Genomic DNA, 12,872 nt, shown 5'->3' on the forward strand with positions numbered 1-12,872 from the left:
GACCCCTACGCTCACCCGCCATGTAGTCCGTCCAGTACCCTACATTGCCCCCAGCCCCGCTGCTGACCCGTCATGTAGTCCGCTCAGTACCCTACATTGCACCCGTCCGCGGCGCTCAACCGCCAAGTAGTCCGTCTAGTACCCTTCTTTGCCAGCAACCCCACTGCTAATTCGTCATGTAGTCCGCCCAGTACCCTACATTGCCCCCAGCCGCAGTGCCCAACCGCCATGTAGTCCGCCTAGTACCCTTCTTGACCGCCGCCCCCTACGCTCACCCGCCATGTAGGTCCGTCCAGTACCTCACATGCCCAGAGCGGCTATATTGGATTTTGTGCAAGATACCGGCTCCTTTCGCCCATTTCCGGAACGTATGTTGTATTTTTTCCAACGAAACGGCTCAAGAACCCCGCTGATTCGGCTTCTGCGGGCCAAATGACTGGATATATCCAACATAGACCGGCTTTCGGCGCCTGAAAGGCGAATAGGATTGGATTTTTCCAATATAAACGCGTTGCCGAGTTACGTATGTAGTCACCGATGGGAATATACGACGCATAAGCTGCGGTTGCTCATAGGACTGGGTTGCTCATTGGCTACGGTTGCGATTACAGACGCCGGTTGCGATAAATGGCCGAAGTTGCGGTATGAACGCAGTTGCAATTGTAGCCGGAGTTGCGATTATAGTCACGGTAACGCTATCGCCGCGGTTGCGATGAACGAGCGAACAGCCGCTGCGAAACTTGGGCAACTTCGGCCGCTGCCGGCTTGCCGTTCCCGATTTTCTTTTCGGATATACCACGATTCTTAGGCAGGGGGCAAAATCATGGACCGGCCGTCGTTTTTTTGCGTGCAACGTGGCAGAAAAGAAGGATGCTCTTTCCTCTTCTACCATTCCAATATTTATAGAATGAATTCTCGCAGAATCCTTGATAGAATGAAAAGCGTTCCAGAGCCGAAGCCTTGATCAAGGCGCGGGGGAACCAAGTTGTTGTGGGGTGAAGCCGCAATTGAAGCTATCGCGGCAGGGTGTACTCTTTGACCCTAACCCGTCAGCTAACCTCGCAGGCAAAACAAAGGGAGGAATGCTTTTTGTTTAAGCAAGGTTTCAAACGTTGGGGTATGTTGGCGATTACCGGCGCGCTGGCGGCGGCATTGTCCGTTCCCGCGGGCGGCGCTTCGGCGGCATCGAAAGCTAGCGACGTGCAAGTGAAAACGTACGCGTTTGCGCTCGATTACGATTCGCTATCAAAGCTGGCCGACAGCTACGGCATCGATCTCGACCAATTGCTCAACCAAATTCAACAGGGCATCCCGCAAGGCGTCACGACGAAGCCGACGCTGCCTTCCAAGCCTTCTTTCGACTGCGGCAATAACGGTTCGAACACGAATGCAGGCAAAGAAAATGCGGGTTCGAATAAAGGCGGCGCAAACAACGGCAACAGCGGAGCAGGCTCGAATGCAGGCAGCGGGAACAAAGGATCGAACAACGGCGGATCCGGCAGCAATACCGGTTCCGGCTCGACGGTCGGCGTGTCGCAATATGCTGCCCAAGTGATCAATCTGGTCAATCAGGAACGCGCCAAAGCGGGCCTGAAGGCGCTCAAGACGGACAGCAAGCTGACGGCCGTCGCTCAAGCCAAGGCCAAGGATATGTACGACAATAACTATTTCAGCCATACTTCTCCCACTTACGGTTCTCCGTTCGATATGATGAAGAAATTCGGCGTGTCCTTTAACTATGCCGGCGAAAATATCGCCAGCGGCCAAAGGACCCCGCAAGAGGTCATGAACGCCTGGATGAACAGCCCGGGCCACAAAGCGAACATTCTCAACCCGAACTTCACTTCGATCGGCGTTGCCTATTACAACGGCAAATGGGTTCAAGAATTTACGGGCTGACCAGCCCGGGACAAAACGGCCGGCGCCCCGCGCGATGCGGGATGCCGGCCTTCTTTTCGATTGCCGCCGAATTTCCCGTTTTTAGCGGCTAAATTCGGTTTTGCGCCGAAGAGTCCGCTGCCCCTCAAAAAAGAAGCCACAGCAGCAGCAAAAATCCCGCCAGCGCGCACAGCAGCCCTCCGATCCGGTAGCGAAAGCATGAAGCGGCTTCGGGCTCCCTGAACGGTCTTTGTCCTTGCAGCAAGTCCCGGAACGCTCTCGGGTGAAGGGCGACAAACAGCGCCGATCCCGTCCAGAACACGAGCAGCAGCGAGAGGGCGGTCTGCGGGGTGTCCATGGGTTCCTCTCCTCATCGTCGAATAATGCCGGGCGAACAGCCGCAAATCCGGCGAATCGCAAACCCGTTATTGTTGTTGTATTCAGCTTCGCCGCGCAACGTGACTTCATCGGCATTTAGCGTACATAAAACGACGGATTTCGGCGCACATTCTGGGGTAGATCCCCGGGGAACGCAAACCGGGTTGCGCAAAGGAGAGGGACATGAAACAGCGCGTGATTTTGCAAATCGGCGAACACGAATTAAGCGTGTCCCATCCCGACAAGCTGTTATGGCCGGAGTCCGGCATTACCAAGCTCGCCTACGTGCAAACGCTGGCGCAGCTCGCTCCTTTTATGCTGCCGCACAGTGAGGGACGCTATTTGACGACGATCCGGTACCCGGAAGGAATCGCAGGGGAGACGTCGTTTTACCAAAAAAATTGTCCGCAGCCCGCCCCTCCGTTCGTCCGGACGGCCAAAGACGGGTCGATCAACTATGTGGTGCTCGACTCGCTGCCCACATTGGTTTGGCTGGGCAGCCTATACAGCCTCGAATTCCACGTTTCGTGCGAACGAATCGGCGATCCGCTGCCCGACCGCTGGATACTGGATATCGATCCTTCGCTCGAAGTCGAGCCGCGGCTGATGGAGGCGGCGGACGAAGTGCTGACTTTGCTCGAGTCGCTCGGTCTGCAGGCCGTGGCGAAGACGTCCGGCGCGACCGGCGCGCAAATCGTGATGCCGATCGAGCGCGGACCGACCTACGAGCAGCTACGCGCCTTCGGCAAATTCGTCTCCGAATATCTGGCGGCGCAAAGACCCGAGCTTTTTACCGTCGCCCGGCTGAAAAAAGACCGCGGCACGCTCATCTACCTCGATTATTTGCAGCATCACCCGGGCCGGACGTTAGCCGCCCCCTACACACCGCGGGCGCGTCCCGGCGCGCCCGTGTCGACGCCGCTCACCCGCGAGGAGATCAAGCGGGACGTAAAGCCGGCCGACTTCCACCTGGCGAATGTGCCGCAGCGCCTGTCGGCCGTCGGCGATCTGATCGCCCAGTGCAAGCCGCAGCCGCTCGGCCGCGTGCTGCAATCGCTCTCCAAGCTTTAATCCGCTTCAGGCATTCGGCGGCGCAAAGCGCTCATTTTTTCCCGGCTTGCTTCCGGTAGTCGCTTGGCGCGCAGCCGAACGCCTTCTTGAACGTGTTGCTGAAATAAGCCTGATCCGCATAGCCGAGCCGCTCGGCGATTTCGATCACGCGCAGCGACGTTTTTTCTAGCAGCTTGGCCGCTTCCTTCATCCGCATCGCGGTGACGTAATCGGTAAAGGTCGTCCCTTTCGTCTGCCTGAACAGCTTGCTGAAGTAGCTCGGATTCAGGTGAACCCATTCCGCCGCTTCGGCCGAGGACATATCGTACGCATGGTTCGACTCGATATAACGAATCACCTGATCGACGGGGGACAGCTCCTCCATCGCGACTTTGTCTCCGTCCCCGTTATCCTGCGGAGCCGCCCGCTCTTTCTTGCGCATCCAGACGTCGAAGCATGCTTTCAGCTCCTCGAGTTCGACGGGCTTCAGCAAATAATCGACGGCACCTTGACGCAGCGCTTGCTGCGCGTACATAAAATCGTCATGGCCGCTGACGATGACCACGTCGGTCGGGTAGCCGTTTTCCCGAATGTCCTTAAGCAGCGTAAGACCGTCCATCACCGGCATGCGGATATCGGTCACCACCAGCTCCGCTTGGTTTGTCTTCAGCCAATCCGCCGCCTCCATGCCGTTGGCCGCCTCGTGAACGATGTCAATCGGCAGTTCCGTTTTTTGGATCACTTTGCGAAGCGCGGTACGAACCCACTTTTCATCCTCCACCAGCAGAAGCCGGTATCCCATTGCGATCTCCTCCCAGATGCGGATCGTAAGGCAATACGACGCTGACTTCCGTTCCTTCCCCTTCCGCGCTTTCCATCCGCAGTCCGCACCGCTTTCCGAATACGTGGCGGATGCGGCGGTGCACGTTTCGGACGCCGATGTGCGATTCCCGCACGGGCTCCTCCTCGTCGAACCGGAGCCGGAGCTGCTCGAGTTTGTCCGCCGGGATGCCCGGTCCGTTGTCCGATACGCGCACTTCCATAAGCCCGTCTTCCAGCAGCGCGGCCGACAGCCGGATGCGCGTTTTGCCGGCGTTTGGTTCCATTCCGTGAACGATGCAGTTTTCGACGAGCGGCTGCAGGGTAAACTTGCAAATCTGCTGGCGCATCGCCCAATCCGGAACGTCGAATTGGACTTCCAGCCTGTCCTCGAACCGAAACTGCTGAATCCGCAAGTACACTTCCACGATTTCGACTTCCTGCCGGATGGTGACGGTCAGGCCGGCATCCTTCACGTTGTACCGCAGCAGCCGGGCAAGCGCCGCCGCCATCGTTCCGATCTCGTCGATATCGTGCTCGAGCGCCATGCCGCGGATCGTGTCAAGCGAATTGTAAAGAAAATGGGGATTGATTTGGGCCTGCAGCATTTTGAGTTCCGTTTCCGTCTGGCGCAAATGCAATTGCGTTTCGTTCAACTTGGAAAAATACACTTCATCCAGCAATTGGGACAAACGTTTCACCATGCGGTTGAACCCGTTGGCCAGCATGCCGATTTCATCTTTCGACCGGACGGGCACCTTGCCGTTAAAGTCGCCGATTTCGACGCGCTTCATATACCGGTAAAGCCGCTTGATCGGCCGGACCAGGCTGGCGGCGAGCCCGACGCTGCAGACAAGCGCCAGAACCGTAAAGATCGCCGTCGTGACAAAAATCGTCCAGCCGATATTTTCCCGGCTGCTTCGCATCATTTCCGAATAGGGAATGGAGGTAACCACCTGCCAATGAAGCGAGTCGCTGCGGCTGAACGTGAGCAACTGCTTCTCTCCTCCGACTTCCGTAACGAAGGAGCCGACGCTTTCGCTGCGCATGGCCTCGACAACGCCTTCAGGCGCCTTCGTGCCGATCAGCCGATAGTCGGGATGGTAAACGTAAATCCCTTGTTCGTCCAAAATAAACAGGTACCCTTTGCCGGATTCCCCCAGTTTCACCTTCCGGGTAACGTCTTGCAAGCGCTTGTAATTCACGTCGATGACCAGCGTCCCGAACGGCTGCAGCGTGTTGGGATTGGCAATCCGCTTCACGATCGAAAGGACGGGCTCCTGCCTGCCGTTCCACTCGATCACGCGGCTGTACACCTTCGGGCTTCCCGTGACCGGAATGTTGGGGAACCAGTATTCCTTCTCAATGCCATCTACCGTCGATACGCCTTCTTGAACCGCCGAATTGACGACTTGAATGTGGTCCAGAATGAGCGTGATGTTGATGACGTCGGACTGCGAATAGGCGGAGTTCTTCAACACTTCTCGAACCGCGGGCACAATGTCGGCATCGCTTACTTCCTTGAGCGACTTCAGCTTCAAAAAGGCGACGACGTCCGGATGGTTGACAATCTTCAGCGTGTTGATTTCGAAGCCGCGCAAGTATTCTTCCACGTAGTGTTTGACCTGCTCGATAATTTGCCAGCTGTACCGCTTGGCTTCGTTTTCGAACGTTCGCGACGTTTCCCGGTACGAAATAAGCCCGACGCACACCATCGGGATGACGACCAGCAGCGTCGAATAAACGATCAGCTTCGTCATGAGGGGACGGTCGGCCAGCAGCAGCTTCCGGAAAAAACGTTGTACGAAAAGCCTGACGCGTCCTGCCATGATTGTCCCGCTCCTTTCCCGCGCATTCCTTGAAACCGCTATCCTGCATTTGCGTTCTTTATCTTAACACAAAGGAGAGACGCCTGGCAGGCGCCTCCCCTTTCCGTTTATTTCGCGGCTTCAATCGCATCCAGGACGTTGCGGTATTCGGAACGGTAGCTTTCGATAACCGGTTTTACGGCGTCTTTCCACGGCTGCAAATCGGTTACTTCGGTGATGGTCACGCCGGCCGCGCGCACGGCTTCTTCGGATTCCTTCTCGTATTTCGCCCATTCTTCCCGTTGATAATCGATCGAATCCAAAGCCGCCTGGCGGATAATCGCCTGATCTTCTTCGGACAGCTTATCCCATACCGTCTTGGAGACCAGCAGTACTTCCGGCACCCGCTGATGCTGATCGAGCAGCAGGTAAGGCGCCACTTCATAGTGCTTGCTGGAATAGTAGCTCGGATAGTTGTTTTCGGCCGCGTCGATGACGCCGGTTTGCAGCGAGCTGTAGACTTCGCCGTAAGCCATTGGCGTCGCGCTGGCGCCGAGGGCGTCCATAATGGCCAGATTGAGCTTGTTCTCCTGAACGCGGATCTTCTTGCCTTTAAGATCGTCGATGCTTTTCAGCGGCTTGGCGGAATAGAAGCTGCGGGAACCCGAAGAGTACCACCCAAGCCCCTGCAAACCGGAAGACTGCAGGCCGTCCAGCATGCTCATGCCCGTTTCGCCCAACAGGAAATTCCAGACATGCTCGTCGCTGTCGAAGATGTAGGGAAGGCTGAAGACGCCGAAATCTTTGTTGAATTCCGCCATCGGACCGGTGCTGACGCGGGTGAATTCGATGGCGCCGAGCTGTACCTGCTCGATGACCGCCTTTTCTTCGCCCAACTGCGCCGACGGGAAGACGTCGATCGTGATGCGGCCGTTCGTCCGCTCCTTGACCAGCTCAGCAAACTTCATATCGCCCTTGGTCGTCGGGTAGTCCGCCGGATGGGCCTCCGCCAGACGGAACGAATACGTCGGCCCGTCGCTTCCGCCGGCTTCCGGCCCGCTCGGCTGCGCGGAACCGCCTCCCGCTTTTCCGCCGCCCGAACCGCAGCCTCCCATCAGCAGCACGGCCGTGAGCGCCATTGCGATCATGCCCCAACGTTTGTTCTTGTTTTTGTTCATGCCGGATTCCCCTTTCCTTTGTGTATCGGTCTTACGACCCGTTCACCAGATTCGGCAGCCACAGCGAAATTTGCGGCACGTATGTAATCACCATCAACACGGCGACCATGACGAGGAAGTACGGAATGAGCCGCTTCGTTGCCGCCTCGATGCTGACTTTGCCGATGGCGCAGCCGACGAACAATACGGTGCCGACCGGCGGGGTGATCAGGCCGATGCCCAGGTTCAGAATCAGCACGATGCCGAAGTGGACCGGGTCCATGCCGAGCGAGGTCACCACCGGGTACAGAATCGGCGTCATGATCAGAATGAGCGGTCCCATATCGAGCGGCGCGCCGAGAATCAGCAGCAGGATGTTGATGATCAGCAAAATCATGACCGGATTGTCCGAAATGCTCAGCAACCCGTCCGTGATGAGGGCCGGAATTTTCAAATAGGTCAAAACCCAGGCAAAAGCGTTGGAAGCCGCGATCAAAAACAAAACCATCGAGACGGTGCGGAACGTTTTCAAAAAGATGACCTTCACATGCTTCAGCGGAAGATCCCGGTATACGAAGAACGTCAGGATAAACGCGTACACACAAGCGATCGCCCCCGATTCCGTCGCCGTAAACCAGCCGGAGAAGATGCCGCCCAAAATAATGACGGCCGTAAACATGGACAGGAACCCGTCGGCGATAATCTTGGGCACTTCTTTCAACTTGACCGGCTCGCCCTTCGGGTATCCCCGTTTCTTGGCGATGAAATAGGTCGTAATGAGCAGCGATGCCAGCAAGATCAGGCACGGCACGATTCCCGCGAGAAACAGGCTCGAAATCGACACGCCGCCCGCTGCAAGCGCATACAAAATCATGTTGTGGCTCGGCGGCATCACGACGCCTTGAATCGCTGCCGCGGACGTGACCGCGACCGAAAAATCGGCATCGTATTTTTTCCGCTTCATCGACGGAATCAAGACGGAGCCTACCGAAGAAGCGTCTGCCGCGGCGGAGCCGCTGATGTTCCCGAACAGCATGCAAGCTACGCAGTTGACCAGCGCAAGGCCGCCTCGCACGGCGCCGACGAGCAGCTGCGCCAGGTTGACCAGCCGCATGGCCAGCTTGCCTTCGCTCATAATCTGGCCCGCCAGAATAAAAAACGGAATCGCCAGCAGCGAGTAGGAATTCAGCCCCTGCACCATCCGCTGCCCGATAACGGCCAGCGGCAAATCCAGCGTAAAGGCCGTGAGCAGCGACGACAGCGCCAGCACCATGGCGATCGGAAAGCGCAGCAAAATCAAGATGACGAAGCTCGCAAGCAGAATCATAATGGAAACCGTCGCGCTCATTCAACCGTCTCCTCGTCCAGTTCTTTATGCTGCACGGTATCGACTCGGAAAAGATGGAGGATGGAGTAGCAGCTGACCATCACGCCCGTAATCGGCATAATGACGTACATGACGCTGCTCGGCCACTCGGTTGCCGTCATTCGGTTGTTGCTCATCAGCTCCGTAAACTGCCAGCCGTAGATGATGAGAAACAGGCCGAAGCCAAAGTTGCAAAGCGCGATAAACGCATCCAGCACCCGATTGAACCATTTGGGCAACAGCTTGGAGAAAGAATCCATCGCAATGTGCAGATTGTCCCTGAAACCGATTGCAATTCCCAAAAACGAAAACCAGATCAACAGCAGCAATGTAATTTCTTCCGACCAGAAAAACACAAAGTTGAACACTTTGCGCGTCACGACCTGCATCGTGACGATGATCGTCATCAACGCGACCAGGCTGACCGCGACGGCTTCAATCGCGCGATCGATCCGCACGGCAATCGCCTTCAACTTGGGAAGGAGAGCGCCCATCCGTTCTTTCACCCCTTGCGTTTCGTATTCGCTTATTCATTTTAAGCGCTTACAGAAAGCCGAAGAAGGATGCGATCTTGTGCTTTATTTGTAATATTTTTGTTTGTTGGGAGCCGGGATCTGCACAAAGCCATTCGGGGCGATGTAGCGCAATGGACGGACTACTTGGAGGCTGAGCACTACCGCACATACCCCAATCGCCCTAGACGGCCCCCTCCTGGCGGAGCTCCCGTTGCGAGCCGGCTTCAACGCGCGGAATTCCCGCCTGTTCCCGCCTTGAAGCCGACGGCTACGCCGGTTCAACCGGTTGAAGCCGGGTGCTGCTTGAACGCGCCGCAGAAAAAAAGAACGGAGCAAGACGCGAACGACATCCGCGAAACCTGCAGGCAGGTCTCGGATGGTTCGCGCCGCTCCGTTCCGTTATTGGCGTGCGCCCGCCGGTTGAGCGGCCCGGTGCACGGCCGGCCGGAACCGCCCTTTCGGCCCAAGGCTCCGCCGGTCAGCCCGCCACGTCCCGTTTGCAGAACACGGTCCAGGAAACGAGATTAAACAGCACGAAGTAGACGGCCAGCACGGCAAGCGAGAAGCCGAGCGTCGTCGGATGGTTCGGCAGCGGACCGGTTCCCGAGTCCAAATAGCTCATAAGCTGCAGATGGGGGAACAAGACGAACTTGATCCAGGCTTTGCCCGTCAAGGAAAGCAGCCCGCTGATCAGGCTTCCCGACAGCAGCAGGAAAATCGACAAACCGATGGCCAAGCCGCTGCTGCGAAACGCAGCCGAAAACATAAACCCGAACGTCACGATGACGATCTGGGAGACGAACAGCAGCAAGTAGGACGCTCCCATGTAGGTCCAGGGCGAACCGCCGGCAAGCGGAGACGTTTCCGGAATGAGCCCTTTCGGCGAAGCGTCGTACCCGAAAATCGCCACATTCACGGTAAAGGTAACCGCAAAGCAGACGGCAATAAACAGCAGCGAGAACAGAAGCACGGAAATATATTTGGACAGCAGGATCGACGAACGGCTCCAGGGCCGGATCAGCAGCAGCTTGATCGTCCCCCACGTGAACTCGCCCGCGACGGAGTCGGCCGCCTTCACGACGGCAAAGACCGTGATGAGCTGAAAGACGATGGACGACTCGAGCCTCATCAGCTCCCAGTTGTTCATGGAATCCGTCCCGTCCATAACCGCGACCAGCACGCTGATCAGAACGGGCACCAGCACAACGAAGCCAAACATAATCCAGGTTCGGGGCCGGCGGTAAATTTTCATGTTTTCGTTTTGAACCAGCTTCCAAAAGTCAGCCAATCGTATCACTCCCCGTCACTTCGAGGAATTGGTCCTCCAGCGATTTCGTCTTTTTGCGGATGCCGTACACACGGATGCCGGCTTCGACCAGCCGGCGGTTTACGGCCGCCGTCAGATCGCGGTCCGCCGTTATGGTCAGCAATCCGTCCACAATGCGGCCGGCTCCCTGTCCTTCGAGAATGCCCAGCGCCGCATCGGGTTGATCGACCTCGAACAGCACTTCCTCCGCCGCGCTCGACGATTCGGCCTGAGCGCCGATGGAACGGATGTCGATGAGCTTTCCTTGTTGCAAAATCGCGACGCGGTCGCACATCAGCTCCATCTCCGACAGCAGATGGCTCGATACGAACACGGCCGTTCCTTCTTCCCTGGCCAGGAGGCGCAAATAATCGCGGAGCTCCCGGATGCCGGCCGGGTCCAGCCCGTTGGTCGGCTCGTCCAGCACCAGCAGCGACGGCCGGTGAAGGATCGCCTGCGCGACGCCGAGACGCTGGCGCATGCCGAGCGAGTATTTTTTCACCTTGTCGTGAATCCGCTTCTGGAGCCCGACCAATTCCACCACTTCGTCGATTCTCGCTTTCGTAATGGCCGGATTCATGCGGGCGAAATGCACCAGGTTTTGATACCCGGTCAAAAATTTGTACATTTCCGGATTTTCCACAATCGCGCCGACGCGGGAAATGGCCTGCCGAAACGCGGTTTTGACGCTATGGCCGGCAATCGTAATATCTCCCGAAGTCAGCGACATCAGCCCGACCATCATCCGGATGGTCGTCGTCTTGCCGGAGCCGTTCGGTCCGAGAAACCCGAACACTTCCCCCGGCTGCACATCCAGGGACACCCGGTCGATAATCGTCCTGCTGCCGATCCGCTTGGTCACTTCCTGCAGCCGGACTATAGGTGCCTGCGACATGACTTCCCCCTCCATTCATCCAATACCTTATAGCAAACACCTAATAAACTAATACAAATTATAACAACGGTCACTAGACTTGGGGCTAAAATTGTCGGTCTTTAGGCTAATTTTAGATTCGCTCCGCCAAAAAGCGGCCGTTAACGCGCTCATCCCCTCCGGCACCCCAGGCACGGCCGGACATCCAGCGGTAAAGGGCATGGATGCGAGCCTGGCCGGGACACAATCGCATCAGCAGGCCGTTCAGCAAGCGGGCCAGTCTGAAGCGGTCCTTGGGGCACAGCTCGAATTGCATGCCGTAGCGATACCCGCCGTTCTCCTCATGCCGCCAAACGATTTTGCCCGCGAGCGCGGCCTCTATTTCCCCCTCTGCCAACTGCACTTCCAGCACCAGGGCGGGATGCACCGGAAAGCGGAGCCCGCTTGCAAAGCAGCAGCCGCCTTCGCTTATATTAATTAGCCTGGCTCCGCCGTACGGAGACGGCGTCCGGGCGTTGTGAACGGCAAGAATGCGTATGCGGGCAAGGCTTCCTTCGGGAAGCCGAAGGCGCACATGCCGCCGTCTCGAAAAAGCCGGTTCCGACCGGTCTTGCCCCATAACCCCTTTCCCCTTTCTGAACGCAACCTGCCCCGGCACGGTTTAGCCCCTTCATCTTGCGGGCCGCGCCGAGGACATTTCCATTATGATACAATTCGTATCTATTGTGGCTATAACGATAGGATACGAGAGGGATCGTGTCAAGGAATTTTTGGCAATCAACCCTTAATATAGAGGGTTAAAAACCGACAGCGTCGTATCTATCGGCTATTTCGAGAGGATTCCGGATTCGGCGGTATGATACGTTTTGTATCATAGAATGCAAACCATTCATTTACATATTATGATGATAATCAAACGACTCTCTTTGGAGGGAATACGATGAAAACCGGAAACCGCATCGCATTTTTGCGAGATCAACGCGGTTGGACTCAAGAAGAACTCTCCTCTTCCCTCGGCATTTCGCGAGCCGCCTTATCCCATTACGAGAAAAACCGGAGAGAACCGGATACGGAAACGTTGGCTAAAATCGCGGATTTGTTTGGCGTATCGATAGATTATCTGGTCGGTCGGACGAACAGACCGGACATGATTGTAGACGGGGATGTGCGTGAATTCGTCTCGCAGCTCGAACTGACAAGCGACGTTCTGGACCGGTTCGAATTGACGGTTGACGGACGAAAGCTGACCCCCGAGGAAGCCAGGCGCTTCATCGCCTTCATTCGGGCCGAACGATCGATGAGCTGAAAAGGCGAAGCGGACCTCTCCGGCAGATCAAAACCTCCGCGATCGGGCCGGATGCGCAAACGGCCATCGTGGAGGTTTTTCGCTTGAACCCGGCTTTGGGGCCTGTCGGGCTTCAGAACTTCGATCTATGGCTTCATCGGCGATTTGCCGAACCATTCTTCCGGCCATTTTTCCCGTTCAATCCCTAGCTGTTCCAGTACCTTCCGGATGTCAAGCGTAATTTTTTTCCGCTCCTTCTCGAGGCATATGCGCAGAATGTCATCCTTCTTCACACCGGGTACCCTCTCTTTGGCTGGCAGAATCCCAAGCATTAAAGCCAGTATATAAGACTTGCAACGCAGAGGCTGTCGAACCGCCTATCCGGCATCGGCTTTTTTTCCAAGTTTTTTTGTCGAATCCGCCTCGCAAAGGGGCA

At 56.7% G+C, this 12,872-nt stretch carries 13 protein-coding genes and 1 riboswitch; of the genes, 3 read left to right on the forward strand and 10 right to left on the reverse strand.

What is annotated here, in order from left to right; translation table 11 throughout:
• Positions 1-940: 940 nt before the first annotated feature.
• A riboswitch (cyclic di-AMP (ydaO/yuaA leader) is annotated at positions 941-1,083 on the forward strand.
• A gap of 6 nt (positions 1,084-1,089) precedes the next feature.
• On the forward strand, positions 1,090-1,899 hold the full coding sequence (locus tag F560_RS25075) for a CAP domain-containing protein (protein WP_019006280.1): 810 nt from the start codon (positions 1,090-1,092) through the stop codon (positions 1,897-1,899).
• Between the two features lie 124 nt (positions 1,900-2,023).
• Here F560_RS25075 and F560_RS0113565 read toward each other — a convergent pair whose 3' ends face one another.
• Complete coding sequence (locus F560_RS0113565) at positions 2,024-2,236, reverse strand: hypothetical protein (RefSeq protein WP_019006281.1); 213 nt, start codon at positions 2,234-2,236, stop codon at positions 2,024-2,026.
• Positions 2,237-2,439: 203 nt separating this feature from the next.
• Between F560_RS0113565 and ligD the strand changes: the two genes are divergently transcribed.
• Entirely contained in the window at positions 2,440-3,327 is an 888-nt protein-coding gene (gene ligD / locus F560_RS0113570; RefSeq protein WP_019006282.1) for a non-homologous end-joining DNA ligase, read from the forward strand.
• 31 nt (positions 3,328-3,358) lie between these two features.
• Here the strand turns inward: ligD and F560_RS0113575 are convergent, their stop codons facing one another.
• The 8 genes from F560_RS0113575 to F560_RS0113610 form a co-directional block, all read right to left on the reverse strand.
• On the reverse strand, positions 3,359-4,108 hold the full coding sequence (locus F560_RS0113575) for a response regulator transcription factor (RefSeq protein WP_019006283.1): 750 nt from the start codon (positions 4,106-4,108) through the stop codon (positions 3,359-3,361).
• Positions 4,077-5,954, reverse strand: coding sequence for a cache domain-containing sensor histidine kinase (locus F560_RS23310; RefSeq protein ID WP_019006284.1), 1,878 nt, complete (start codon positions 5,952-5,954; stop codon positions 4,077-4,079). The genes F560_RS0113575 and F560_RS23310 overlap by 32 nt, the downstream gene beginning before the upstream one ends.
• Before the next feature lie 107 nt (positions 5,955-6,061).
• The gene (locus F560_RS0113585; protein WP_019006285.1) at positions 6,062-7,111 is read right to left on the reverse strand and encodes a TRAP transporter substrate-binding protein; all 1,050 of its coding nucleotides are present in this window, start codon (positions 7,109-7,111) and stop codon (positions 6,062-6,064) included.
• Between the two features lie 31 nt (positions 7,112-7,142).
• Positions 7,143-8,438 carry a TRAP transporter large permease gene (locus F560_RS0113590; RefSeq protein WP_019006286.1) on the reverse strand — a complete coding sequence of 432 codons (1,296 nt, stop codon included), beginning with the start codon at positions 8,436-8,438 and terminating at the stop codon, positions 7,143-7,145.
• Positions 8,435-8,950, reverse strand: a complete 516-nt coding sequence (locus tag F560_RS0113595) for a TRAP transporter small permease (RefSeq protein WP_019006287.1) — start codon at positions 8,948-8,950, stop codon at positions 8,435-8,437. Before F560_RS0113595 ends, F560_RS0113590 begins: the two co-directional genes overlap by 4 nt.
• 499 nt (positions 8,951-9,449) lie before the next feature.
• The gene (locus F560_RS0113600) at positions 9,450-10,259 is read right to left on the reverse strand and encodes an ABC transporter permease (protein WP_019006288.1); all 810 of its coding nucleotides are present in this window, start codon (positions 10,257-10,259) and stop codon (positions 9,450-9,452) included.
• Entirely contained in the window at positions 10,252-11,172 is a 921-nt protein-coding gene (locus F560_RS0113605; RefSeq protein WP_019006289.1) for an ABC transporter ATP-binding protein, read from the reverse strand. Before F560_RS0113605 ends, F560_RS0113600 begins: the two co-directional genes overlap by 8 nt.
• Before the next feature lie 112 nt (positions 11,173-11,284).
• Positions 11,285-11,770: a PilZ domain-containing protein gene (locus F560_RS0113610; RefSeq protein ID WP_019006290.1), complete on the reverse strand. Its 486-nt coding sequence runs from the start codon at positions 11,768-11,770 to the stop codon at positions 11,285-11,287.
• Between the two features lie 321 nt (positions 11,771-12,091).
• Here F560_RS0113610 and F560_RS0113615 point away from each other — a divergent pair, with 321 nt between their 5' ends.
• Positions 12,092-12,457 carry a helix-turn-helix domain-containing protein gene (locus tag F560_RS0113615; protein WP_019006291.1) on the forward strand — a complete coding sequence of 122 codons (366 nt, stop codon included), beginning with the start codon at positions 12,092-12,094 and terminating at the stop codon, positions 12,455-12,457.
• Positions 12,458-12,582: 125 nt separating this feature from the next.
• Here the strand turns inward: F560_RS0113615 and F560_RS25605 are convergent, their stop codons facing one another.
• A complete protein-coding gene (locus F560_RS25605) occupies positions 12,583-12,729 on the reverse strand; it encodes a hypothetical protein (RefSeq protein WP_019006292.1) in 147 nt (48 codons plus the stop codon).
• Positions 12,730-12,872 lie beyond the last annotated feature (143 nt).

This window comes from Cohnella laeviribosi DSM 21336 (assembly GCF_000378425.1).
Lineage (GTDB): Bacteria > Bacillota > Bacilli > Paenibacillales > Paenibacillaceae > Cohnella > Cohnella laeviribosi.